Here is a 23,965-nt window from a genome sequence, read left to right as displayed (position 1 = left end):
CATAACTTGCCGCGCAGGCGCCCGCGCTCCAACCATCGAGTTTACGGCAACTGGACTACCGCATTGACCATGTTGTGGTCTGAAGGGATGGTCCCCACGAAGTTGCCTGCAGAATCGATGTTGATCACTGTCTCCCACTTCCCCACCCTCATCTTGGAGGTAAAGATGTAGTCGAGGTATGTCCCGTTCCCTGTTGTGTTGCGCGCCCTAGCTTTGCGCTCGAACCCGTTGAAGCTGTCGTAGTTGGCTCGAACCCGCTGTTCAGCGGTCGCCGCCGATGACGGGGCATCGTTCTTGTATGTGTTGCCCAGCGGGTCAACATATCCGGCCGCAATCATCTTGTCGTACGGAGCGTTTGAGGGTTCCGTCCACTTGTGGGAATTGAAATCGCCCACCATAAGTACGGGCAGTTTAGTTGTGTTGAGGCGCGCTATAGCGGAGACTATGGCCGAAGTCTGCGACTGCCTCAGCAGGTAGTAGGCACTGGCTTTGCTTGAGTCCAACTGGGTGTCACCAAAGAAAAAGGATTTCCCGGTGGACCGTTGGCGCAGGATCGCCCAAGCGAGGTACCTCGTGTTGTCCGCCGAGCTAATCTTCGGAAGCGCAACCGAGCCCTGCTTCATGAGTTCCAGAGTGCCCTTGTTGTAGACAATCTTGGTTCCCTGCGAGGCCCCTTTATCCGCGAAAACACAGTTGGTCGGCGAGACGTCATTGACGCAGTTATTGCGTTTGGCGTTGGCCAACTGGTAATTGACTCCCCGCTTGTACAGCCTCTCCTGGAGGTCCTCGAACTGCGTCAGTCCGCCGGCACGTGTTTCGTTCTTCAGCCAGCCTTGGGAGGCCTCCTGAACCCCGACGACGTCCGGCCGCTTGGACACGATGCTTGACACCACTGCATCCCTGCGACCGGCCCAGGACAGCTCATTCGCCAATCCGTCAAAGCAGTTGTCGCATTTGACGTTGTAGCTCGCTACCGAGAGTGGATTCGTAATGGGTGGCAGAGTAGTGACGGCGAGCGTCTTGGCCGCGACAGCCGCGGAATACGCACTCAGGCTTGCCCCGTCCAACGTGATGACGCGGACTTTCGCGTAGTACTTGGTGTTCGGCTTCAAGTTCCTGATTTCTCCCGACGCGGAAGAGAACCTGAAAAACGTGGCGCCGGACATGTCAGCGTTGGGCGAGATGGAAATCCGATATTTCGGCGCTCCAGCAACGGCGTTCCACTTATAGGTGAGGGCTGTCGTGCCCTGAACGGACGATCTAAGTCCGGTCGGAACAGCGTATGTAGTGGCCGTAGCAGCCGGCAGTGGCATAGCAAGAAGTAGGACCAACAGCGCCACTGGCAAAATACGCCAACGCCGGGCGGAGCGAACTAAGGACAGGGCAGGCATTGTGGCCAAGAGTAACCTCGCGAGACGCTGAATAAGGCTGGTGGGCTGAGAGACTTTCGAAGTCTCGCATTAAATCAGCACAATCCCTAACCCGAGCCTTCGACACGCCGAAGGCAAATATCAATTCGCTACGGAGAGGCTCAGGTTGCCATGGGCGGTTCCATACAAATGCACCATGCTATCCATGACGGGAAGCACACTGTGCTCGGGTTGCCCGACCCGTGCCGTGATGTATTTCCTGTCCATGTATGTCGCCAGGAAAAAGTCATGCGTGCCACGACGCATCGCATTTAGCGCCTCAGTAGACAACAATCCCCGGAAAAGCCCCGGCTTCGAGTAAGCCGTCTCGATCCGCCGATCACGCTGGAGGGAAACCGCTACCACGCCATTGCCGTCTCTGTGGCGCAATTCACAGACGAGGTCGGGCATTTCAAAGCGACCGATCACCGATGATTCAAAGAGGAGCTCCAGGCCCTCGTTTTCGATGTACCGTCCACCCCAGAATGCGGCAGCAAACCGCGGATCCGCCTCGTTGCGGCCTAGGTCCACCAACGCCTCTGCGTCCTGTCGTCGCACTAATGCAGAGCGGCTACGGTACGGCTCGGGCAGCCGGTCTTCGACGTTCTCGGGAATGAACCGTGCAATGAAGTCCCCGTGAGCCTCGAGCCATTCCTGTCGTCGCTTTGCGGAGTAACGCTCAAAACGGCCGGGCGTATATATCTTGAGGCATTTCCTTCGGTATAGGCCGGCGAGAACGTCCGCCGTAACGTCAGGGTCAAGATCGGCAGCAACGACTTCGGCGCAGATGACTGCCACCGAGCCGGTGTACCCGGCCGGATCAAACCCGCCGGAGCTGATGTTCTTTCCGTCGTCTCGATTGCGCAGGAAGTAGAGAGTTTCGCCGCCCAAGACCGAGATTCGTTTCGCGGCGAGGTAGGCCGCCGCGTTGAAGATTCCGTCCTCGAGGCGAACCTTCTCTTCAGGAAAGCGGATGTCGTTATCGGCCAGCAATGAGCGCCGGTAAAGCTTTTGCGGGGCAAGCGTCTTGAACGCCTTAGGCAAAGCAACGTCTATGTCAGTCTTGATGTAAAGCCAGGGAGGGACAATGCGGCCGTGAGTTCCTGCCATTGACGGAATGACGACGTCGGAACCGTGAGCGTCGGCAAAGGCAACCAGCTGCCTCAGCGCTTGCGGAGCAAGTACGTCGTCGGCGTCGGCGAAGAACAAGTACCTCCCCGTCGTGCTTGCGATGCCAACGTTTCGAGGCTGACCGGGCCAACCGTGATTCTCCTGGTGGTGCACCGTCACGTTGGCGTGGCGCGAGGCGAACTCATCCATGTACGCCGATCCGCCGTCGGTGGATCCGTCGTCCACAAGGAAGACTTCAAACGCGTCTGCACCCAGATCCTGCGCCGCAAGCGAATCGAGCAGTTCACGGAGATACGGCATGGCATTGAAAATGGGGACGACAACCGAAACCTCGGGCACGTCTTCGGAGGATTCGACGTCGGCGTGGGGGCCTTGCGGCATGGTCTTGGTGCTCCTTAGCAACGATTGATGGCCGGCGCGCCAGAAAGTCCGATACGCGCCAACACTGCGGCGGTGGCCGGCTCCGCCTGCGATGCCGCCCCAAAGAATAACCCTAAGCCATCCAGGCCGCCTTCGTAGGCGTCCAAACACAGATTACGGGAGACTCACCGTGGCGTAGACCATATTGTGGTCAGAGGGAATCTGACCCACGTAGTTACCCGAGCTGTCCACGTTGGCAACGGTCTCCCAGGTTGGCACCCGCATCTTGGACGTGAAGATGTAGTCAATGTACGTTCCGTTGGTTCCCGGGGCACTTGCCCGGGCCAGCTTTTCAAATCCGTTCCAGCTGTTTATGTTCCGGTTCTTCGTCTTCTCCGCTGTCGCGTAACCGCTCGGCAGGCTGCTGCCATAGGTGTTGCCGAGCGGATCGACCAGGCCGGCAGCGGTGAAGACGTCGTAGGGTGCGTTCGACGGGTCCAGCCACTTGCTGGAGTTCATGTCCCCCACCATGAGGACCGGTAGATTCGTCGTATTCTGCGCCTTGATGACCTGGACGATGGTGCTGGCCTGTTGGCGCCTCAGCTCGTTGTAACCGTCTGCCTTGTCCACCTCGAGGTGGGTGTCTCCAAAGAAGAAGTGCTTACCGGTGGAGATCTGCTGGACCTCGGCCCACGCAAAGTACCGCTGGTTCTTTTCCGGAGAAAGCGAGGGCAGAAGCTTAGAGCCCGAGCGAATGATCCTGACCGCAGCAGGGTTGTAGAAGATCCTGGTTCCCCTGGTGGCGCCTTGATCCTTGGGAACGCAGTCGGTCGGAGTGTGCGGATCGACGCAGTTGTTGCGCATTTCATTTGTCAGCTTGTACGTGGCGCCGGCAGCGCTGAGGCGGTTTCGGAGGTCTTCGAACTGGGACAGCCCGCCGTCGGGGGAATCGATAAGCCATCCCTGTGACGCTTCCTGGATACCCATGATGTCCGGGTGCTTGGACACTATCGTGCTGACCACCGCACCGCGCCGGTCAACCCAGGGAACCTCCGTGGGCATCTGGTCTTCGCAGTTGGCGCAGTGAATGTTGTAGCTCGCCACTGACAAGGGGTTCGTTACGGGTCCAAGGACCGGCGCCACCGCCGTCTGGATCCGGACGATCGGACTGTACGCGCTGATGTTTGTCCCGTCCGCCTTGATGGAGCGAACCTGGGCGAAGTAGGCGGTCCCGGGAGTTAGGCCCCTGATGTCCGCCGATAGTTCTGTGAACCTGTAGTACACAGCTTTACTCATGTCGGCATTGGGACTCCACGCCACGCGGTAGCGTTCAGCAGCCGGGGACGCTACCCAGGCCAAGCCCAGAGCGGTGGGCGTTTGGAAGGACATCCGGAGACCGGTCGGGGCGGCGGGTGTCGCGGTGCCCGTCTTAGCCGACACTGCCGCTGAGTAGGCGGTCAGCGCCGAGCCGTCGGACTTTAGCGACCGGATCTTGAAGTAGTAAGTGGTACCCGGTTTCAGTATCTTCACCGTCCCAGATGTAGAGGGAAACCGCCAATACAAGGCACTGCTCATGTCCGCATTCGCCGACACCATGACGCGGTACTCAGCCGTGCCGGCCACGGCACCCCAGGACAGCGAGATTGATTCGCCGGTCTGGCCCGTCGCCTTCAGGCCGGCGGGCGGAACCGGTGCCGCAAGTCCTGTTGCAGCCGATATCGCAGGCGAGTAGCCCGTCAAGGACGAGCCGTCAGACTTCAACGACCGCACTTTGAAGTAGTACTTCGTCTGCGCCTTCAGCAACTTAACCGTTCCCGCAGTGGACGGGAATCGCCAATATAGAGCGCCGCTCATGTCCGCATTTGACGACACCATGACCCGATACTCAGCTGTGCCTGCAACGGCACCCCATGTCAAGGAGACGGAGTCCCCGGTCTGGCCCACCGCTTTCAACCCAGCGGGCGCGGCTAGCGCCGTCAGATTTGACGCCAGCCGCTCAACTCTGGAGCCGGACGTAACTGTGCCAGTCAAACTCGAATCCGACGAGAATTGGGGCGCGGTGACAGCCAAAGCCAATGCTGCCAGCGTGGCAACCGCAGCAGCGATCTTTCCGGTCCGGCCTACCAAGAGAGAAGACATTAGAGGTTCCCATCAGGTCACAACTACGGCGACAATCCTTGTGCTCAGGACTATCGGTCGCTCCCGGGGGGCGGTTAGGCACAAGGTGGGCGCATCCGGCGGCAAGTCAAGCCGTCCCGGAGGTATCCGCATGTTGCCCTAAAGTGCAGAGGCTCAGAGTCTCTACACCCGATCGTCGGAATGCCGGCGTCAGCGCCAGAAACCGCGGGTATCGATGAGGCGCTTGCCTTCAAGGCTGGCCGGCTCGATCTCGCGGAACTTGTCGTGATCCACCAGGAGCACCACCACCTGGGCAGCCTCGATAGCCTTCTCTGTGTCCACGTGACTTACGTTCGGCAGCTCGGCCAGCACCTCCGGCAGGTGATCCTTGTGCGGTGCCGCGACCAGAATCTCGGCACCCGGATGCTGCACAGCCACACGTCGGACGATCTCCACGGCCGGGGACTCCCGGACGTCGTCGATATTTGCCTTGAAAGCCAGGCCCAGGCAGGCAATGGTGGGACTGCTGATCTCGCTGACGGCCTTTCGGACCTGTTCCACGATGTAGCCAGGCTTGCCGTCATTGACTTCCCGGGCGGTCCGGATCAGGGTCGAATTCTCGGGGTCGGCAGCCACAATGAACCAAGGGTCCACGGCGATGCAGTGGCCGCCGACGCCGGGGCCCGGCTGGAGGATGTTGACGCGGGGGTGATGATTGGCCAGGCGGATGAGTTCCCACACGTCGATATTGAGGTTGTCGCTGATGACAGACAGCTCGTTCGCAAAGGCGATGTTGACGTCGCGGTAGGCGTTCTCGACCAGCTTGGACATTTCTGCCGTGGCGGCGTCGGTGAGGTGGATTTCACCCTGGCAGAACACCGCATACAGCGCCGCGGCGGCCTCTGCAGCCTCGGGGGTGAGGCCACCCACCACGCGGTCATTGGTGACCAACTCGATCATGATCCGGCCCGGCAGCACCCTTTCAGGGCAGTGTGCCACCAGCAGCTTCGGTTTGCCGTCGTGGCCGTCCAGGCTGAGGTCCGGGCGCAGTCCCAGGATCAGCTCGGCCAGCCGGGCTGTGCTGCCGGGAGGCGACGTGGACTCGAGGATCACCAGTTCCCCGCCAGTCAGCATCGGGGCGATGGCCCGTGCAGCTGCGGCGATGTAGGACATGTCGGCGGATTTGTCTGCCTTGAACGGGGTGGGCACCGCCACAATGTAGGCATCCGCGGCGGGGGTCTCGAGCTGAGCCCGGAGCCGGCCCTGGCTGACGGCGCCGGCCACGTGGACCCCAAGGTCAGGTTCCACAAAAGGCACGTCGCCGTTGTTGATGGCTTTCACTGTGCCCGGATTGACGTCGACGCCGATCACTTCAAGTCCGTTGGTGGCCAGGATGGCAGCCGTGGGCAGCCCTATGTAGCCCAGGCCGACGACGGCCACCGTCCTGATGGGAGCCTCAGTCTCGGCAGTCTTAGATGTCAACATGTTCATTTAACTTTCCGTAGAATTTCACGTCTCCGGACGCCAGCAGTTCTGCGTCCTCCACCTGCCAGGTGTGCCCGTCACCGGTACGGACCTGGAAGTAGTTGAAGCGGTCCGCCGAGTAAATGATCCTACCGGCGGCATGGGCGGCACGGAGAAATCCTGTGTCCTCGCCGACTGTGACGTCCAGGAAGGGGTGGTCGGTGAAGACTTCCCTGCGGGCCATGATGGTTGGCCCCATGACGAAGTCGGTGAACCGGTGTTCCCGGGCCGCAAACCGCAGGATCGCGGCATTTGTCGTCTCAAGGTGCATGTAATGCGCCTGTTTCCCCACGACGTCGGCGCCTGAGTAGGAGAGAGCATGCAGCTGGTCGCTGAGATAGTGCGGGCCGTAGTGGTCGTCGTCGTCCATCTTCGTTAGGACCTGCCCGCTGGCCGCTGCGACGCAGCGGTTCAGGCACTCCCCCAGCGACACTTCCCGCGGTGCCTCCAGGAGCACGACATTCCGCAGCCCGGAGGCTTCGCACAGCTCTGCCAAGCGTTCGGCAGAGAGCTGGAAGCCGTGCGTGAGCAGCACCAGTTCCGGCTCCACGCCGCGCTGTCCGGCCAGGGTCCGGAAGACACGTTCCAGGTTCTGGGGCCGGATGGTCGGCAATAGTACAGACAATGCGGGCTGTGCCACGGTGGCCGCAATCCCCGGCACGGCGTGCTCCAACACCGTGGCGGCCCGGTGGGAGTAGGTGTGGTGCGCCCAGATGGTCCGCTGCGCCAGGTGGGCCGTGCGGTCATTCAGTTCCGGGTTGGAAACCAGCGCCCGGGTGAGGTGCTCGGCTTCCCTGCGGGTGGCGGCCACAGGTACGGCTGCGGGGGTGAAGAACGCTCCCATGGCCCGGCTGGGCGCGGTGATGACCGGAGTCCCTGATGCCGAGATTTCGAAGATGCGGCGGGCGCACATGCTTGGCGAGTCCACAACCGAATTTACGTTGAGGAAAACCTTGTAGGCCTTGTAGGCGGACAGTGTCTGGGCATAAGTCAGCGAACCGACGACGCGCGAGTCCAGCGGCGCCGGGAACTGGTACTCGGCGTTGCCGCCAAGCTGGCGTGAGAAGATCTCCAGTCCCGTCCGCATCCGGGCGGAGGCGTCCAGCGCACCGCCCAGGAGGAGGTCCATCTGGGCGCGGCGTTCCGGATACTTATGAGCGAAGTACATTCCCGCAAAGGCGACGTCGCGCTGGTGCCGGCCCTGTCCGGGCCGCACGGGATTGTGGATGGCAGGCTGAGCCGCAAACGGAAGCACCGCTACGCGCTCATGCCCCAGATCCACGGTGTACTGCGCAATGCGGCCGGAATCAGATGTGAAGACGTGGTCAAACAGCCGGGCCACGGGCAGGAAATCCTCGTAATGCGGCGGGTCTTCCTTGTTCCAGAACACCGTGGGGATTCCCTGCTCCCGGCACCACTGGACCAGCGCGCGGAACTCGTCGCTGGGCCCGTTGGGGCCAGCTAGCTTCCCGCGCCACAGCCCACCGTTTCCCGCCCAGGCCGATTCGACAAACAGGAGGTCCACGGCGCCGGATGCCAGGTCGCTGCGCCAGGTCTGCGGGTGCACGGCGCTGGTGGTCCACTCGTAGCCGAAGGCCAGCGCGGAAAAGTCGTCCAGGATCACCGCGGCGCGGACGTCCGGACGGGATGGCTGTTGTTGCGGAAGGGCGGCCGGCATCAGCGAGAGCCGTCGTTTACGCCCGCGTCCGGTCCAAGCCGCTTCCACGCCCTGGACATTGCGCGGCGCGGCGAAGCCCTGCTCGATCCGCTGACGGGACCGCCATGACTTGAACTGCGCAGGACCGCCCCTGCGCAGGTGCCACAGTCCGGCCCGGATCTCCCGCAGACCCGCCATCAACCTCGACTCCGACGCGAGGACCGTCCGCGAACCTCGGTGGCCACAAGATTCGCTTTTGCGTCGTCGAGAATCTGGGCGGCCGAAACATTGTTGCCTTTGGACAGGTGGCGGGTGAAGTCCTGATAGGCCTTGATGGCCACTTCCGGCTCATCGTCCATGATGAGATCGCCCTTGTCGAGCCAAATCACCCGTGTGCACATTGCCTTGATAGTGTCCAAGCTGTGGCTGACCAGGAAGACGCAGCCTGCCTGCTCACGGAGCTCGGCCATCCGCAATTTGCTGCGGTCACCAAACTGGGCATCGCCGGTATTGAGTGCCTCATCCACCAAGAGAATCTCCGGATCGACGCTCGCTGCGATGGCAAACCGGAGGCGCGACGCCATCCCCGAAGAATAGGACTTCATTGGTAAGTGAATGGACTTCTCGAGTCCGGACAGTTCGACGATGCTGCTGAACTTTTCGTCCACCTCTGCCCGGCTCATGCCCATGGCAAGGCACCCCAGGATGACATTTTGGTCACCGGACAGGTCCTGGACCAAGGCTGCGTTCACGCCGAGCATGATCGGTGTGCTGGATGCATACACTGCGCCCGACGTCGGCTTGGATTGGCCGCTGATGATCTTCATGAGCGTGCTTTTCCCGGACCCGTTCCTACCAATAATGCCCACTGACTCGCCACGCTCCACCACTAGGGAGAGCTCATTCAGGGCCTGCACGGTCACCATGTGGGGTTTGTTGACGGCACGGCGCAGGAGCCGTGGCTTGCTCGGCCCCGCGTCCTCGTCAGAAGCGGCGCTCGAGGCTACCCGATAGCGCATCCGCACGCTGTCCACCACCACGCATGGATGTCCCTCGATGAAAATTTCCTTCTCACCCGCGTCCATAGGATTCCTCCCCCTTCCAGAAGTACACAAGTCCGACAGCCAGCGCCCCCAGGGCCCAGGCAGCGAGTATTGCCCACGACTGCCACTGGGGAACCCGTGAATAGAGGACGCAATCCCGGATGATGTCAATGACGTTGAACAAGGGATTGAGCTTGATGACGGCTAGCATCTCGGGGTGGGTCACAAAGCGTTCGTAGGTATAGAAGATCGCAGATCCGTACATCCACGCCCGCAGCGCGAAGGGAAGCAGGTGCGTGACGTCGTGAACGCGGGAGATAATCCGGGCAAGGATGAGGCCCATGCCAAGATTGAAGAGCGATTGCAGCAGGATGGCCGGTACCACCAGTACCCACAGCCACGTGATGTTCTCGGCTGGCGGCAGCACCACGACGATCAGGAGCATGGCCAGGATCAGGGGCACAGCGGACAACAGCTCGCGAACGTTCGCGCCGATGGGAAGTGCGGCGCGCGGGAAGTTGAACGCCTGAACAATGGATTTATTACTCCGGATGGAGCGCGCGCCGGACGTGATGGCCCCGGAACTGAACTGGAAAACGAAGATGCCCACCACGATGTAGCCCACGAAGTTCTCGACACCCTTGCTGGTTTTCAGCAACAGTCCGAAAATCAGGAAGTACGTCAGCCCGTTGAAGATGGGGTTCAGGAGCAGCCAGGCGCTGCCGAGCCGGTCGCGGCGGGTGCCGCTTTGAACGCGGGCACGGGCATCATAAAAAATGAACTGCCGGAAGTCCCACAGCTGAACCAGGTAGTCCAGGAAGCTGGGCCGCGAACCGACACGGGTCAGCCGCCGCATGTCCACGGAGAGGGGCTGTACAGCCACCGGCTCCGGGTCTATTGCACTATCTGCGGACACTAGTCGATCTCCTCATGTTCATGGTGCAGCCCGGCGTAACGCGCGGCCAAGGCCTTGGCGTTGGCAGCCCAGGTCCTCTCGGCCAGAACTGCGGCCCGGCCTGCGTGCCCCATCGACGCCCGTCGGCGCGCATCGAGAAGCAGCGCCGAGATCGTGTGTGCAAGCCGGTCCGGTGACGCGGCAGGGACCAAAAGCCCGTTACCGCCGTCGTCTATTATCTCCCGAAGTGCGGGCAAGTCGCTTCCAACCACAGGCCGCGCACTCGCCAGGGCCTCTATTGGCTTGAGCGGGGTCACCGCGCGGGTCACGTCCAGATCCTTGCGCGGCACCACGAACACGTCCAGGGCCTGATGATAAAGCGGCGTCTGGTCCCGGGGTACCCTGCCCGTGAAGATTGCCCTGTCAGCGAGTCCGAGTCCCTGGACCTGCTTCTGCAGAGCGGGGCCGGCCACACCGTCGCCAACAATCAGCAGGCGCAGCTGCGGAAAGTCCGGCGCCAGGAGTGCGAAGGAGCGGACGAGGTCGTCCAGGCCTTCATACGCGACAAGGCTGCTGACGGTGCCGATGTAGAGTCCGTCCTCCGGGAGGCCGAGTTCGCGGCGCGCGGCGGCGGCGTCACGCGGCTGCTGGAGGAAGGCTCCGCCGACGGCGTTGGGAGCGATGATGATCTTCTCGCCGGGGATGCCAGCGGCCACTATGTTGGCCTTCATCGCCTGCCCCAGCGTCACCACCAAGTCGGCGTCCTGCATGACTTCAGTTTCCCGAGCTTGGAAAAGCGCGTACTTCTCGCTGTCCAGCGCCTCAGGTCCCCGTGTGGCGGCCCAGGTGTCCGCCAACTGGCCGCGGACCTCGTACACCCACGGAATGCCCAGAGCCTGGGCCACGGCCCGGACCACCAGTCCGTTGACGAAGTGAGTGGTGGTGTGCAGGACGCTGGGCCTGAATTCCAAGGCCACCTGCAGTAATTCCTCGGCCTGTTGCTGGAGACGCGCGTCCATGGTCTGCGCCAGCCGCGCCGGGAGGAGGCGCCGGTAACGGACGCCATCCACCACGTCGCTGGCCTGCGCCAGGAATTTGCCCACCTGGACGGGGTACCCGAGCCGTGTGACGGCCAGGACGTCCCAGCCCGCTTCCCGCTGGGCCACCATGATGGAGTGGGACCGCTGGGCGTAGCCGCTGGCGGTGTGGGGCAGCGAATTTGTGAGCAAATGCAGGACCCGGCCGGGAACCGGCGTGAACCCCTGCCGCTGCAGCGAGGGTGCCGCGCCTGCGTAGACCGCGGCCTCCCCGGCGAGCCGTGCCTGCTGCCGCCGTCCTGCCGGGCCGGAGCCGTCCAGGGCGGTGACGGCTCCGCTGAGGTTCCCGTCATGCCACAGCCTGCGGGCCCGTACAGCTTTGAGGCCGGGAGCGTTCCCGGCCTTGGCCAAAAGTGTGTCTGAAATCGCCGTCAGGCCGGCGGCTAGGGCAATGTCGGCCAAACGCCGGATCTGCTCCCCCTTGACTTCCCCGCGGACGGCAAGGTCGAGGCGGCGCTTGACGTCGGCGTCGTCCCCGTTGCTCATCGATGCGAGCAACACTGGCACGGCCACCGAGTTCTTCGGGAAGACCGCGGTCACCACCCGGCCCAACGGGCGTACGACGGCGGGAAGCCGCCGCGACGCCTGCAGGTACAGAAGGAACGGGTCGTCAACGAGGTGTTGGCTGATAACGCCCACGGCAAGCCGCGCATTTTTAACGTGCTGGATCATTTGCCGGTGACGGTTTCCGCCAGGAGCTCTGAGATGAGGTCCATGTAGCGGTCGGCGAGCTGCCCATACTCCGCGTTGGTCTTGACCCACTGACGACTGTCCCCGTTACGCACCAGCCGGCTCCGATCAGCGGCGAGCTCGCGCCACAGATCCGCCATGGCCTCTGGAGAGCTGGGAACGATGTCCCCGGCCTCGGCGTCCAGGACAATCCGAGCCGCTTCGCCGCGCACCATGGCTGTTACGTGCCGCCCGATGGCCAAGACCTCATAGGTCTTTGACGGGACGGTGGTTTCGAAGGATTTCCAGTCGTCGCGAAGGGAGACGAGGCAGGTATCGGCTGACGCATAGCGTTCCAGCATGGCGTCCCCCGTCATGGGGGCATGAAAAGTGACTGGGGCCTTCAGCTCCCGCGCCAACTTCTCCAGCGCCGGCCGCTGCGTCCCGTGGCCCACCATGTGCAGGTGCATGGAATCACCCACGAGGGCACTTGCCCTGATGGCCACATCGAGCCTCTGGCTCTCGCCATGGTTTCCGAGGTAGAGGGCCTCGAACACGTCCCGTTCGGGTTCCGGCGGACCCACCACAGGGATGGAGTCCAAATGGACGCCGTTGCTGACGGTCGCCACGTTTCGGACACCGCGAGCCCGCAGCGTAGCGGCGAATCCCTCCGTCACAGTGACCACCAGGTTGGCGCGGTGCTGGACAAAATCCACCACGCGCTCAACCACGCTTTTCACGCTGCCTTGGACCAACCGCGCATCACGAGCCAGGTCCGGCCAGGCATCCCGCATTTCCACGATCAGCGGCACGCCGCGGGCCCTGGCCAGGATGTATCCTGCAGCGAGCGAAGGCAGCCCGGGCGCCGTAACAATGACGACGTCCGGTTTCCGGACCATGAATCCGCCCGGAATGGATAGTGCGGCCGAATAGCACTGGTCCAGCAGGCGTGCAGCCCGGGAGTTGCCGTGGCGAAGGTACGGCACACGGAGGATCTTCTCGGTAAATTGCCCTTTTTGGAGGCGGAACGGCTGCCCCGCCATTCGGCGAGGCAGGTCCCGCCGGCCGAACGGATAGTGCGCCACCGGCGTCACGACGTCGACGTGCCAGCCTGATCGGGAAAACTCCTTGATCATGGCGCTCCAGCGGCGCTGGGGCGGGCTCTGCTCCGGCCAGTAGGAATGCGTCAGCAAAGTGATGCGCAAGCCCTCGGCCTGCGTCTTCTGGGGAGTTCGTTCAACGAATTCAGGGCACATATCTAGAAAGTTACTTTCCCGCCTTGGCGGAACCGACTGGGCTCCTGCCGGCAAGGAATCGGAAGTACAGCAAGCCGGCACCGAGCAGGATCAGGACCGTGACGAGTTGAACGCCCAACGGGCTGCCGGTAGCTACTGCCACGGCGGCCTGGACTTCGGACTTCACCATGACGGGCGGCTCGGTGGGCGTTGCGATGACCGCGGGCGCCGTCGAGGGAGCCGTCTTTGGGGTGGCGGAGGGCGTCGCCGAAGGGGTCGGCGTTGCCGACGGGGCTTCTCGCACTGGCGCCGGAGCCACAGGTGCGACGACGGGCGGCGTTTCGATCGCGGGCGCGGGCGTCACGACGGACGGAGCCGGCCGCACTACGGGCGGGACGGCCGGCGCGGGGATGGGCACTACGCCGCCGGTGCCGGGGTTAGTCACACCGCCGCCGGTTCCGGGGTTAGTCACACCACCGCCGGTTCCGGGGTTAGTTACACCACCACCGGTTCCGGGGTTAGTCACACCACCACCGGTGCCAGGATCAGTCACACCACCGCCGGCTCCCGGATCAGTCACCCCGCCACCGGCTCCAGGATCAGTCACACCGCCACCGGCTCCGGGATCAGTCGTGCCGCCGGTGCCCGGATCGGTGGGCCCGCTGGGAGCGGGAGCGGGCGAAATTGCACTTTCCATGGGGCCAGGAATCACCAAGTCATCCGCGTTGGCGGCTGTCGCCGTGCCCATCGCCGCGACAGCCAGGAGCATTGCTCCCAGCCCGACACGTGCGGACTTCAGTTTTTGGCTGCGCGACGTCATCGACAGGCCCTCCCCCAGGTACGAGAATTCATCAAGTGTGTGCGGTCGTGGCCATCACAAACGTCATTGTCGGCAAAACCCCAGCGGTGCACGGTCCCCCCAGTCTACTTGACCGAACGCCGGGACTGTTCACCTCAGTGCCACCGGGCCATGATATAGGGCAGGCAGAGCCGGGACCATACCGCCACGCGGGCCGGGATAAGCTGGATGAATGCTCCACTTCAGACGGTTCGTTTCGGCGCGCCCTTCCCTCGCCGTTGCGGCCATCGCAGCCGGCCTTGCCCTGACGTCCTGCTCCCCGGTGGTCGACGTCACGCCGGCCAAGGACGCCGCGAACGCGGCCTGCGCGCCCATGATGCTGGCGCTTCCAGACGCAATCGGCGACGCCAAGCTGCGCAAGACAAATGCCCAGGCCACGGCGGCGTGGGGCGATCCATCCGCGGTGATCCTTCGCTGTGGAGTCAACGTCCCAGGACCCACCACGGATCGTTGCGTCAGCGTCAACGATGTCGACTGGGTCATCAAGGAGGGCAACCCCGTGTGGACGCTGACCACGTTCGGCCGCGAACCGGCGACGGAGATCCTGATGGATCCGAACAAGATCAGTTCGGCCACCGTGCTGGCAGACCTCTCCGCCGCGGCACAGAAGATCAAGGCTACCCGGAAGTGCGTGGGCCAGGCGGACCTGCAGAACCTGCCGACCAGCAAGTAGGCCGGGCCCGGGGGTGGGCCCACGCCGGCTGGGTTCCCTGGCCGAAGCGGAGCGAGGTTAGGGCGCCGGTGGGGCCTAGCGCAGGCCGGTCTTGCGATGCAGTGCGAGGTGGATCAGCTCGTCAATCAGCGCGGCGTAGCCCAGGCCTGAGGCCTTCCACATCTGCGGGTACATGCTCTTGGGCGTAAAGCCGGGCATCGTGTTGATCTCATTGATAATCAGATCGCCATCTGGCGTGTAGAAGAAGTCCACCCGGCTCAGTCCCTCACCGCCGACGGCGTCGAAGGCGACGGCGGCCAGTTCCCGGACCCGGGTGATCGCTTCCTCGGGCAGGTCGGCCGGGCAGCTGAGCGCCGCGGCGTCGTCCACATATTTGGCGTTGAAGTCATAGAACTCGTGCCCGCCGCCTGCCACGGAAATCTCGCCCGGCATGGACGTCCGGGGACCATCGGTCCCCCTGCCCTCCAAAACGGCGCATTCAATTTCGCGTCCCGTGATGCCGGCCTCGATGACCAGCTTGGGATCGTGCTCCCGCGCTGTCTCGATTGCGGCGTCCAGGCCTTCGAGGGAATCCACCTTGGAGATGCCCATGGAGGACCCCGCCCGGGCCGGCTTGACGAACACGGGGAAGCCGAGTTGGTCCACGCGCTTGCGGACGGTCTCCGGGTCATTGCGCCACTGCCGGTCGGTCACGGCGATGTACGGTCCCACGTGGAGCCCGACCGATTCAAAGACCACCTTCATGAAGTGCTTATCCATGCCGACCGCGGACGCGAGCACGCCAGCGCCCACATAGCGGGTGTCGGACAGTTCCAGGAGGCCCTGGATGGTTCCGTCTTCGCCGAAGGGCCCGTGCAGCAGCGGGAAGACGACGTCGACTGCGCCGAGCTCTTCTGGGACCGTGTTCGGGGCGGCCACGATCAGCTGGTGCGCGCCGCCGATCTCCGCCAGTGCCACGGTCTGTGCCGACGGCACCACCTCGGGCAGCGAGGAGGCGGAGAGCGACCACGCGTTGGTATCGCCGGACACCAAAACCCATTGGCCGGTCTTGGCGATCCCGATCGGGATGACGTCGTACTTGTCGGTGTCGATGGCGCCCAAAACGCCGGCGGCCGTCACGCAGCTCACGGCGTGCTCGCTGGAGCGGCCGCCGAACAGCACCGCCACCCGGGGCTTGGGCTGGGCCGTACGGCCTTCTGTGGTCATGATTTCCTCTGACACTCTCAGTGATCGCCTTCGGGTTTCAGGTCCCGGGACAGCAGCAGCGGACCCAGTTCGTCGACGGACAGTTTTCCGGCCAGGACTGCGACGACGGCTGCCGTGATGGGCATGTCGACGCCGAGTTTCCCGGCAAGTTCGTGGACCGCTTGGCTGGACTTGATGCCTTCAGCCGTCTGCTTCATTTCGGCCGTGACTTCTTCGAGGGTCAGACCCTTGCCGAGCAGCCTGCCGGCTGTGTGGTTACGTGACAGCGGGGAGGAACAGGTGGCCACGAGGTCACCCAGACCGGCCAGCCCGGCCATGGTCCGGGCCTCGCCGCCCAGGGCGAGGGTCAGCCGGGAGGTCTCCGCCAGGCCGCGTGTGATGACGGAGGCCTTGGTGTTGTCCCCCATCTTCTTGCCCTCGCAGATTCCCACCGCCAGGGCGATGACGTTCTTGACGATCCCGCCGATTTCGACGCCGATCACGTCCGTGGTGGTGTACGGGCGGAAATAGGGCGCCGTGCAGCTGCGGGCGATCCATCCGGCCGTGACCGGATCCGTGCAGGCCACGACGGACGCGGTCGGTTCTTCCCTGGCGATCTCCATGGCCAGGTTGGGCCCGGATACCACGGCGACGCGGTCCGCCGGCAGGTCCAGCTCCGTGCAGATGACCTCGCTCATGCGGGCGTCGGTGTGGAGTTCAAGGCCCTTCATGAGGGAGACCACAATGGCGCCGGGCGCCAGATGCTCCTTCCAGGCCTGCAGTTGTGGCCGCAGTGTCTGTGCCGGGACCGCCAGGATGACCAGTTCCGCGCCCGCCAGGACCTCGGAGACGTCCTTGGACGCGGTGATGCTGGAAGGCAGCGTGATGCCCTTCAGATACTGCTCGTTGCGGTGCTGGTTGTTGATCTGGTCCACAATTTCCGGACGCCGGCCCCAAAGGCGAATGCTTCGTTCGACCCCGGAGGCCGCGGCTGCGTCTGCGACCACCTTGGCGAAAGTGGTACCCCAGGAACCTGCCCCCAAGACGGCCACCGTGCTGGCCGAAGTTTCTCGTTCAGAGTTAACCGTCATCCGGCGCTGTCCCCAGTGTTCTCGTTTGATGCGCCCCCCTCTTGGATGGCACTGCCTTCGGTGCCCCGCTCGATGAAGCGACCCTGCCTGGACTGCTTATGGGCCGCCGGGTCCCACCGCTCCGCGGGCGGCTGTTCGCCGCGCAGTCCCGCCAGAAGGCCGGTAATGGCATCCATGATGACATTCGTGGCGGCGGCGAGCGTCGCTTTGTCCAGCGGGCGGCCTGCAAAGGCGCTCAGGTCCACGGGATCTCCCACCACCAGGCGGGACGTCTTGCGGGGGAAGATGTAGAAACGCTTCGCATACCGGGGGAAGACCTCTTGGGCACCCCAATGGGCTATGGGCACCACGGGAATACCGCTTTCCAGCGCCATGCGCGCGGCGCCAGTGTGCCCCCTCATCGGCCACAGTGCCGGGTCTCTGGTCAGGGTTCCCTCGGGGTAGATGATGATCGCCCCGCCCTCGTTCACGATCTCCTTGGCGAGCTGCAGCGAACGGTTCGCCCCCGCCGTCGAGCGTTCCACCGGGATCTGCTTGGTGGACCGCAAAACAGCACCCAGCACGGGCACCTTGAAGAGACCGGCTTTCGCGAGGAAGTGCGGCATCCGTTTCTGGTTATAGAGCATGTGCCCCACCACCAGCGGGTCAATCTCGGTGCAGTGGTTGGGTGCGGCGATGAAACCCCCGGCAGGAAGCTTCTCTAGGCCTTCCCACTTCTTGTTCATCAGCAGGTTCATCACGGGCCGGACGATCCCGGCGACCACCACAAACGTGGCGTGGCTCTTGGCCGATTCCTTCACCTGGTCCCCGCTACTTGGCTGACGTGATGTCGAAATCGGCGCCGAGGCCCGCGAGCTTCTCGGTGAAGCGCTCGTAACCGCGGTTGATGATGTCGATTCCCGTGACGCGGGAGGTACCGTCGGCCGCCAGCGCGGCGATGAGATGGCTGAATCCGCCGCGCAGGTCCGGGACGTCGATGTCGGTGCCTGTGAGCTGCGTAGGTCCGGAGATTACGGCGGAGTGCAGGAAGTTGCGCTGGCCGAAGCGGCACGGCACGCTGCCGAGGCACTCGCGGTGGACCTGGATGTTGGCGCCCATGCGGATCAGTGCTTCGGTGAAGCCGAACCGGTTCTCGTACACGGTTTCGTGGACGATCGAAACGCCCTCGGCCTGGGTCAGGGCGACGATGAGGGGCTGCTGCCAGTCCGTCATGAAGCCGGGGTGCACGTCCGTTTCGAGGACCAGCGGGTTGAGCTTGCCTCCACGGTGGTAGAAGCGGATCCCGTCGTCGCCGATGTCCATGCCGCCGCCCACCTTGCGGTAGGTGTTCAGGAAGGTCATCATGTCCCGCTGCGTGGCGCCTTCGACAAAGATATCGCCCCGGGTGACCAAGGCCGCGGACGCCCAGGAGGCGGATTCGTTGCGGTCCGAGAGTGCCCGGTGGTTGTACCCGCCGAGGTCGCGGACGCCTTCGATCCGGATGGTGCGGTCAGTCTGGACGCTGATGATCGCGCCCATCTTTTGCAGGACCGCGATGAGGTCCACGATTTCCGGCTCGGTGGCCGCGCCGGAGAGCTCGGTGATGCCCTCGGCGCGGGTGGCGCTCAGCAGGACCTGCTCGGTGGCGCCGACGGACGGGTAGGGCAGCACAATCTTGGCGCCCTTGAGCCCGTTGGGCGCGGAGATGTGGATGCCGCCGGGGCGCTTTTCCACCACTGCACCGAACTGGCGCAGGACATTGAGGTGGTAATCGATCGGACGGTCGCCGATCTTGCAGCCGCCCAGATCGGGGATGAAGGCCTCGCCGATCGCGTGGATCAGAGGCCCGCACAGCAGGATCGGGATGCGAGAATCGCCGGCGTGGGCATCGATGGCCGTGCTGGAGGCGGTCTTGGCGTCCTTCGGGTCCAGCGTCAGGTCGCCGGTCACAGGGTCCTTATCAACCCTGACGCCGTGGAGCTGAAGCAGGCTCGTGACAACCTCGACGTCCTTAATTTCAGGCACGTTGCGCAACACCGATGGCTCGTTGCCCAGGAGGGCAGCAACCATGGCCTTGGGGACAAGATTCTTGGCCCCGCGAACGGTGACGCGGCCAGTTAGCGGGACGCCTCCGCGGATTGTCAGAACACTACTCATATACCGGTTTCCTCACGACTACTCGCCCCCAAATCCTTACAAAGGCTCCAGCTAAGCATAGGAGCATCCGTTACCGATCTGAAATACGGAGCGGTTCGATAAGCCTCACATTGGCCCTGCCTGCGCCGACGGCGCCGCATGCGCGGCGCCGTCGGTCATACTACGGTCCAGGCGTCGCTCATGTGGTCCAAGCCGCCGGTCATGTGGTCCAAGCCGCCGGTCAAGTGGTCCAAGCCGCCGGTCCGGCGCGCGCCCTCGGGGGACCAGACGCGGGGTGAACGACCCACAACGGTCCGGCTGGACCGCGGTGTCAGCGGGGGTCGCCGCCAAGCAGACGGGCACGCTGCCGTGCATCCCCTGCCGCTGCACTGGCCGCCGCAGCCAGACCGAACGCACCGTCCAGCACCGCCCGGTCCGCAGAAACGGAGGACCCAAAGGCGGCGAACTCGGCCGTGTGATGGGCTGCGCCGCCCACATCGTAGCCGAGCAGCGGGTGGATGCTCGGCACCAGTTGAGAGACATTGCCCATGTCCGTGGAAGCCACTGGTGTGGCGTTGAAGATGACGTCCCTCCCCCGGACGGCCATCGCCTCGCGGTATGCCTCGGAGAGGAAACTGTCCTGCCTCAGCTCGGCATACGCGTTACCGTTAGGCGTGACCTGAAGTGTGGCGCCACTGGCAAGAGCGCCGGCTTCAAGACAGCGCCGCACTTTTTCCTCGATCACCCGGAGTGTGGCAATGTTCTGCGAGCGCATCTCCACGCTGGCCCGGGCCCGATCAGGGACGACGTTCACGGCGCTCCCGCCCTCCGTGACGATCAGCGACACGATGGAGCCCGACGGAAGCTGCTGCCGGCCCAGGGCAATCGCCGTTTGGGCGACCACGAGTGCGTCCAGCGCGTTGATGCCTTCGGCCGGCGCCGCTGCAGCGTGTGCCGGACGCCCCTCGTACAGCACATCCCACATGGACATCGCCAACGATGAACCGCCGATGACGTCCTCGGCGCCTGCATGGGCCATCATCGCCAGAGCCACGTCGTCGAAGAAGCCCTCCTCGATGAGATCCACTTTGCCTCCGGTCGTCTCCTCGGCGGGAGTGCCGAGCACCTTGACGGTGATGCCGAGGTCGTCCGCCACGGCGGCCAGCGCCAGCGCCGCCCCCACGGCACTGGCGGCGTTCACATTGTGTCCGCAGGCATGTCCAATGGCCGGCAGTGCGTCGTATTCGACGCAGATAGCCACCACGAGCTCACCGTTTCCGTACCGGGCACTGAAAGCGGTCGGAAATACAGGCTGGGAGCTGTCAAAGCTGAAGCCGGCGGCGCGCAACAGCACGGCGACCCGTTTGGCGGCCCGGACCTCTTCGCCCCCGAGTTCCGGATCGGCGTGGATCTCATGGCTCAGACGAAGAATCTCGGGCTGCCAGCGTTCCAATGCCGCGGAGATTCGGCCGTGGATCCCAAACCCGGAAGCAGGAGCACGGCCTGCCGGCGTCAGCGCAGCAGGGTTCATGGCAGGACCTCCGCTGACTGACGCTTCGGGTAGCGTGCGGAGGCTGCCGCCGCGATCAATGCTGCTATTGCGAGCGCTCCCCAGATGGACACGAGGCCACCCTCAGTGATGCGCCCGGACTCCGCCAACGACGAAGAGAGGAGCTTGACGACGGCGGCGCCCACCGCAATGCCGACCGACAGGGCCAACTCGTTGAGTCCGGCCGCCGTCGAGGTCTCCTCCAGTGCCACACCCTCGACAGACAGCGAACGGGTCCCGGCCTGGTACATGCCGAGGCTCAGGTTGAACATGGCGAACCCGAGGCAGTACCCGGCCAGGGAGGCGTGCGCAGCGATCATCGCCACGAAACCACCCGCCAGCAGCAGGCCCGCGAAGACAAGCGTGGCGCGCTCGCCGAACACCTTGAGCGCCCGCGCGGTCAACATCGAAGACACGAATGAGAGCACAGATGCAGCGGCAAGGACAATTGCGATCATAAGTGGGGTGAGAGCAAATCCATAACCGGTCTCGTCGGGGTTGGCGTGCAGGAAGATACCGTTGGTCCCGAAGTAGCTGATGGACGCGAAGCCGAAGAAGAAGGTGGCCAGCGAGACTGTGCGGATACGCGGGTTTGCAAGCATGCGCAGATCCACAAACTTCTTGCCGCGCTCGGGGCCCCGGGCGTCTATCAGAGCCCAGAAGGCCAGCAGCGCCAGTCCAACCAGACCGGATCCGAGCGTCCGCGCATCGAGCCAGCCCCAGTCCGGCCCCATCGAAAGGGCGACGACGAAGCCGATCAGGCCGACGGAACAGGCCAGCAGGGGCACCAGAGCAATTCCCTCCCGGCTGGGAGTTCCGGCGTCGGGCAACAGGAAAGAACACACCAGTGCCACGACGGCGAACGGAACTGCCACCCAGAAGCCGAGCGCGGGGTCGCTGACGCCCACAATCCCCGCCAGCAGCCCGCCTGCACCGACCATGATCATGAGCATGCCTATCATCACGCTGACTCCGGTGCGGGTGTGAGCGGGGCTGCTGACCCGCAGGATTCCCATCATGAGCGGGATGAATCCCACGACGCACGTGAGCAGCACGACGCCCACGGTCACGGTCCCCAGAGACGGCCAAAGTGCCATCATGAGCACTCCCGCAGCGACGACCGCTGTTGACCAGCGGAGCAGCAGCCTGTAGCCGTAGCTGTCTCCGAGCCGGGAGATGATGGGCGTGAGCACGGCGAAACTGACGTTGGAGATCAGGAAGATGCCGTTGATCGTCGGATCATCTATCGACAGGACGGGCCCGAGGGCGGGCAAGATGGGGTTCAAGTACCCCTGGGTGACGCCGCTGAGTGATTCGATCAAAGCCATCGCCACGACCATGCCGGTAATCGTTCGACGGGTGATGGCCGCCGTCACCGGTGGGGCTGTCTTACTTGTCATGTTGCTTCCTTGGGATTCGGGACACCTGACTTGGAGTGATGCGAGTCACAACGTTAGCTTCGGCCCCATCCATAGCCCCCACATTGCTCTAAATCCCCAATGCATCAAGAAATTTGAAAGAATCAGCCATGATCTCCGAATTGGATCTCGAAATCGTAAACGCTCTCCAGATCAACCCAAGGGCCGACTGGGCCCGCGTGGGGGACGTCCTCGGCCTGTCCGGACCCACCGTCGCCCGACGCTGGAACGCGCTCGCGGAACACGGACTAGCGTGGATCACCCCGTCTCCAGGGCCTCGGTACCTCAGTGCGGGCTGGTCAGCTTTCATCTATCTGTCCTCAGTGCCGGGCGAGCACGAGGCCCTCATCCACCGGCTCTGCGCAGAACCCGCCTTCGGGACGGTATCCCTGGTATCGGGAGCCCACGACCTGTTCGTGGACTGCTTCGCATCCAGCCATGAGGAACTCATGGCGATCGTCACGGGCGCTTTCGCGGACCTACCTGGGGTGACGCGCAGAGAGGTTGTCTTCGTCACACAGCTCTATAGGCAAGCCTCGGAGTGGCGCAGCGGGACCCTGGAACCAGCGCGGGCGCGGCTCATGGCGAAGGAGTCCACTCCCCCACCGCCGGCCTACGCCCCTGACCGGATGGACGCCTCCCTGCTGGAGGAGCTCGCTCGCGATGGGCGGGCCAGTTGGGCAGAGCTGGGCGCTGCCTCCGGCGTATCGCCCCAGACGGCCCGACGTCGGGTGGAACGGTTCCTGGCGTCCGGCTACATGACGATGAGGTGCGATACTTCCGTCGCCGGCCAGCAGGGCCTGCGGGAGGTGAGCCTGAGTCTCAACGTACCTGCTACCCATGTGGACTCCATCGGCCGATACTTCGCCGGACTGCCAAGTTGCCGCTTGAGTGCGCAGGTTCTAGGTGCCCAGAACCTTTTGGTGACGCTGTGGGTCCGCAACTATCTGGAGGTCCAAGGGCACGAGCGTGAGCTGGCAGCCCGGGCGCCGGGAAGCACTGTGATCACCCGGCAGGCGGTGGTGCGCACCTACAAACGGCTCGGACATCTGTTGGATGAGTCAGGGCGCAGTCGGAGCGTAGTCCCGCTGCCCCTGTGGCGGACGGACTAGGTGCACGCCTTGCATCGCCACGATGATCTGACACCCCCCGACCCCGGCGAAGCAGGGCGCCGCCGACCCAGGCGGCGAAGTCGGAGCTCAACCCTGCACGGTCCGAGCACAGGCAAGAAGGGCGGATTCACCACGAAATCCCTAGCCTCCGTGCCCACGTCCAAGGCCGTCCGCTAGCAACAGGGATTTCTCAACGCAATTGGCAGGCGGGCGGAACTATGCGGCAATTATTGTCAGAGGTCCCTGGAAAACTGGATTCATGGACGGCAATCAAGGGCCCGAAGTGGTTCCGGCAGGAGACGGCGACGGCGACCTCAGTCGTGCCGGGCGCGGTACGGCCACCGGCCAGGGCACCATGCAGACGTCCGTCGCGGGCCTGCTGGCCGCAGACCACCGCCGCAGGTCAGTCATTGCCGCCGCCGCCCGGCTGGCCACCCTCCCACCGGCCGCGGCCAGTGCCGCGATCATCGACCGGATCCGGGAACTGGAAAACGAGAAGTGCGCCGCGTCCGCGGAGCAGGCGCGGCTGGCTGTGGCTTTTGATCTGCTCCAGCGCCGCGCGCAGGCCGCCGCCGGGATCCCCGCCGAGCAGCTCGGTGCCGGGATCGGAGCGCAGATCGCCCTCGCCCGGCACGAATCCCCCGCCAAAGGCGGCCGGCTCCTGGGCCTGGCCAAGGCCCTCGTGGCCGAGATGCCGCACACCCTCGCCGCGCTCGAATCCGGGCAGCTGAACGAATGGCGCGCCACCCTGCTCGTGCGCGAAACCGCGTGCCTGACCGCCGCGGACCGGTCCGCCGTCGACGAACACCTCGCACCCGACACCGG

General features: G+C 64.1%; 19 protein-coding genes and 1 pseudogene. 4 read left to right on the top strand and 16 right to left on the bottom strand.

Going from position 1 to position 23,965, the window contains the following annotated elements; all coding sequences use genetic code 11:
* Positions 1 to 41 precede the first annotated feature (41 nt).
* The 3 genes from AC1DKQ_RS15815 to AC1DKQ_RS15805 all read right to left on the bottom strand — a co-directional run bounded on the left by AC1DKQ_RS15815 (position 42) and on the right by AC1DKQ_RS15805 (position 4,538).
* A complete protein-coding gene (locus tag AC1DKQ_RS15815; RefSeq protein WP_476884771.1) occupies positions 42 to 1,166 on the bottom strand; it encodes an endonuclease/exonuclease/phosphatase family protein in 1,125 nt (374 codons plus the stop codon).
* Between the two features lie 345 nt (positions 1,167 to 1,511).
* Positions 1,512 to 2,921, bottom strand: coding sequence for a glycosyltransferase family 2 protein (locus tag AC1DKQ_RS15810; RefSeq protein ID WP_476919542.1), 1,410 nt, complete (start codon positions 2,919 to 2,921; stop codon positions 1,512 to 1,514).
* Positions 2,922 to 3,074: 153 nt separating this feature from the next.
* On the bottom strand, positions 3,075 to 4,538 hold the full coding sequence (locus tag AC1DKQ_RS15805) for a fibronectin type III domain-containing protein (protein ID WP_476884824.1): 1,464 nt from the start codon (positions 4,536 to 4,538) through the stop codon (positions 3,075 to 3,077).
* Between AC1DKQ_RS15805 and AC1DKQ_RS15800 the strand changes: the two genes are divergently transcribed.
* A complete protein-coding gene (locus tag AC1DKQ_RS15800) occupies positions 4,474 to 4,632 on the top strand; it encodes a hypothetical protein (protein ID WP_476884829.1) in 159 nt (52 codons plus the stop codon). The two genes, AC1DKQ_RS15805 and AC1DKQ_RS15800, sit on opposite strands and share 65 nt — an antisense overlap.
* 596 nt (positions 4,633 to 5,228) lie before the next feature.
* On the opposite strand, the gene wecC is transcribed toward AC1DKQ_RS15800, so the two are convergent.
* The 7 genes from wecC to AC1DKQ_RS15765 form a co-directional block, all read right to left on the bottom strand.
* Positions 5,229 to 6,509 carry a UDP-N-acetyl-D-mannosamine dehydrogenase gene (gene wecC, locus AC1DKQ_RS15795; RefSeq protein WP_476919541.1) on the bottom strand — a complete coding sequence of 427 codons (1,281 nt, stop codon included), beginning with the start codon at positions 6,507 to 6,509 and terminating at the stop codon, positions 5,229 to 5,231.
* Entirely contained in the window at positions 6,490 to 8,397 is a 1,908-nt protein-coding gene (locus tag AC1DKQ_RS15790) for a glycosyltransferase family protein (RefSeq protein ID WP_476919540.1), read from the bottom strand. The genes wecC and AC1DKQ_RS15790 overlap by 20 nt, the downstream gene beginning before the upstream one ends.
* Positions 8,397 to 9,284, bottom strand: coding sequence for an ABC transporter ATP-binding protein (locus AC1DKQ_RS15785; RefSeq protein ID WP_476919539.1), 888 nt, complete (start codon positions 9,282 to 9,284; stop codon positions 8,397 to 8,399). The genes AC1DKQ_RS15790 and AC1DKQ_RS15785 overlap by 1 nt, the downstream gene beginning before the upstream one ends.
* Complete coding sequence (locus tag AC1DKQ_RS15780; protein WP_476884766.1) at positions 9,271 to 10,125, bottom strand: ABC transporter permease; 855 nt, start codon at positions 10,123 to 10,125, stop codon at positions 9,271 to 9,273. Before AC1DKQ_RS15780 ends, AC1DKQ_RS15785 begins: the two co-directional genes overlap by 14 nt.
* A 32-nt stretch (positions 10,126 to 10,157) precedes the next feature.
* Positions 10,158 to 11,906, bottom strand: coding sequence for a glycosyltransferase family 4 protein (locus AC1DKQ_RS15775; RefSeq protein WP_476919538.1), 1,749 nt, complete (start codon positions 11,904 to 11,906; stop codon positions 10,158 to 10,160).
* Positions 11,903 to 13,108 (bottom strand): glycosyltransferase family 4 protein, encoded by a 1,206-nt coding sequence (locus tag AC1DKQ_RS15770; protein ID WP_476919537.1) that lies wholly within the window; start codon positions 13,106 to 13,108, stop codon positions 11,903 to 11,905. Before AC1DKQ_RS15770 ends, AC1DKQ_RS15775 begins: the two co-directional genes overlap by 4 nt.
* A gap of 61 nt (positions 13,109 to 13,169) precedes the next feature.
* A complete protein-coding gene (locus AC1DKQ_RS15765; RefSeq protein WP_476919536.1) occupies positions 13,170 to 13,610 on the bottom strand; it encodes a hypothetical protein in 441 nt (146 codons plus the stop codon).
* A gap of 559 nt (positions 13,611 to 14,169) precedes the next feature.
* On the opposite strand from AC1DKQ_RS15765, the gene AC1DKQ_RS15760 reads away from it, so the two are divergent.
* Positions 14,170 to 14,670 (top strand): DUF3515 family protein, encoded by a 501-nt coding sequence (locus AC1DKQ_RS15760; protein WP_476919535.1) that lies wholly within the window; start codon positions 14,170 to 14,172, stop codon positions 14,668 to 14,670.
* 75 nt (positions 14,671 to 14,745) lie between these two features.
* Here AC1DKQ_RS15760 and AC1DKQ_RS15755 read toward each other — a convergent pair whose 3' ends face one another.
* The 6 genes from AC1DKQ_RS15755 to AC1DKQ_RS15730 form a co-directional block, all read right to left on the bottom strand.
* Entirely contained in the window at positions 14,746 to 15,876 is a 1,131-nt protein-coding gene (locus tag AC1DKQ_RS15755; protein WP_476884761.1) for a D-alanine--D-alanine ligase family protein, read from the bottom strand.
* Positions 15,877 to 15,893: 17 nt separating this feature from the next.
* Positions 15,894 to 16,946, bottom strand: coding sequence for an NAD(P)H-dependent glycerol-3-phosphate dehydrogenase (locus tag AC1DKQ_RS15750; protein WP_476884760.1), 1,053 nt, complete (start codon positions 16,944 to 16,946; stop codon positions 15,894 to 15,896).
* Entirely contained in the window at positions 16,943 to 17,746 is an 804-nt protein-coding gene (locus AC1DKQ_RS15745; protein WP_476884759.1) for a lysophospholipid acyltransferase family protein, read from the bottom strand. Before AC1DKQ_RS15745 ends, AC1DKQ_RS15750 begins: the two co-directional genes overlap by 4 nt.
* Before the next feature lie 10 nt (positions 17,747 to 17,756).
* Entirely contained in the window at positions 17,757 to 19,082 is a 1,326-nt protein-coding gene (gene murA, locus AC1DKQ_RS15740) for a UDP-N-acetylglucosamine 1-carboxyvinyltransferase (RefSeq protein WP_476884758.1), read from the bottom strand.
* A gap of 310 nt (positions 19,083 to 19,392) precedes the next feature.
* On the bottom strand, positions 19,393 to 20,592 hold the full coding sequence (locus tag AC1DKQ_RS15735) for a M20 family metallopeptidase (protein WP_476919534.1): 1,200 nt from the start codon (positions 20,590 to 20,592) through the stop codon (positions 19,393 to 19,395).
* Positions 20,589 to 22,010 carry an MFS transporter gene (locus tag AC1DKQ_RS15730; protein WP_476919533.1) on the bottom strand — a complete coding sequence of 474 codons (1,422 nt, stop codon included), beginning with the start codon at positions 22,008 to 22,010 and terminating at the stop codon, positions 20,589 to 20,591. The genes AC1DKQ_RS15735 and AC1DKQ_RS15730 overlap by 4 nt, the downstream gene beginning before the upstream one ends.
* Before the next feature lie 128 nt (positions 22,011 to 22,138).
* On the opposite strand from AC1DKQ_RS15730, the gene AC1DKQ_RS15725 reads away from it, so the two are divergent.
* Together AC1DKQ_RS15725 and AC1DKQ_RS15720 are read left to right on the top strand one after the other, a co-directional pair.
* On the top strand, positions 22,139 to 23,140 hold the full coding sequence (locus AC1DKQ_RS15725) for an Lrp/AsnC family transcriptional regulator (RefSeq protein ID WP_476919532.1): 1,002 nt from the start codon (positions 22,139 to 22,141) through the stop codon (positions 23,138 to 23,140).
* A gap of 259 nt (positions 23,141 to 23,399) precedes the next feature.
* Positions 23,400 to 23,965: pseudogene (locus AC1DKQ_RS15720) on the top strand (HNH endonuclease); the annotation flags it as partial.

It is taken from the genome of Arthrobacter sp. 05L421, assembly GCF_056397785.1.
The sequence above is the reverse complement of the archived record's forward strand: the minus strand, read 5'-3'. Positions and strand labels throughout refer to the sequence as shown.

What these genes read in the sequence shown, in the direction of transcription:
- AC1DKQ_RS15815 (WP_476884771.1), bottom strand. Translation starts at nt 1,166, where the DNA reads ATGTCCGGCGCCACGTTTTTCAGGTTCTCTTCCGCGTCGGGAGAAATC.
- AC1DKQ_RS15810 (WP_476919542.1), bottom strand. Translation starts at nt 2,921, where the DNA reads ATGCCGCAAGGCCCCCACGCCGACGTCGAATCCTCCGAAGACGTGCCC.
- AC1DKQ_RS15800 (WP_476884829.1), top strand. Translation starts at nt 4,474, where the DNA reads ATGTCCGCATTCGCCGACACCATGACGCGGTACTCAGCCGTGCCGGCC.
- wecC (WP_476919541.1), bottom strand. Translation starts at nt 6,509, where the DNA reads ATGAACATGTTGACATCTAAGACTGCCGAGACTGAGGCTCCCATCAGG.
- AC1DKQ_RS15790 (WP_476919540.1), bottom strand. Translation starts at nt 8,397, where the DNA reads ATGGCGGGTCTGCGGGAGATCCGGGCCGGACTGTGGCACCTGCGCAGG.
- AC1DKQ_RS15785 (WP_476919539.1), bottom strand. Translation starts at nt 9,284, where the DNA reads ATGGACGCGGGTGAGAAGGAAATTTTCATCGAGGGACATCCATGCGTG.
- AC1DKQ_RS15775 (WP_476919538.1), bottom strand. Translation starts at nt 11,906, where the DNA reads ATGATCCAGCACGTTAAAAATGCGCGGCTTGCCGTGGGCGTTATCAGC.
- AC1DKQ_RS15760 (WP_476919535.1), top strand. Translation starts at nt 14,170, where the DNA reads ATGCTCCACTTCAGACGGTTCGTTTCGGCGCGCCCTTCCCTCGCCGTT.
- AC1DKQ_RS15755 (WP_476884761.1), bottom strand. Translation starts at nt 15,876, where the DNA reads ATGACCACAGAAGGCCGTACGGCCCAGCCCAAGCCCCGGGTGGCGGTG.
- AC1DKQ_RS15750 (WP_476884760.1), bottom strand. Translation starts at nt 16,946, where the DNA reads ATGACGGTTAACTCTGAACGAGAAACTTCGGCCAGCACGGTGGCCGTC.
- murA (WP_476884758.1), bottom strand. Translation starts at nt 19,082, where the DNA reads ATGAGTAGTGTTCTGACAATCCGCGGAGGCGTCCCGCTAACTGGCCGC.
- AC1DKQ_RS15735 (WP_476919534.1), bottom strand. Translation starts at nt 20,592, where the DNA reads ATGAACCCTGCTGCGCTGACGCCGGCAGGCCGTGCTCCTGCTTCCGGG.
- AC1DKQ_RS15730 (WP_476919533.1), bottom strand. Translation starts at nt 22,010, where the DNA reads ATGACAAGTAAGACAGCCCCACCGGTGACGGCGGCCATCACCCGTCGA.
- AC1DKQ_RS15725 (WP_476919532.1), top strand. Translation starts at nt 22,139, where the DNA reads ATGATCTCCGAATTGGATCTCGAAATCGTAAACGCTCTCCAGATCAAC.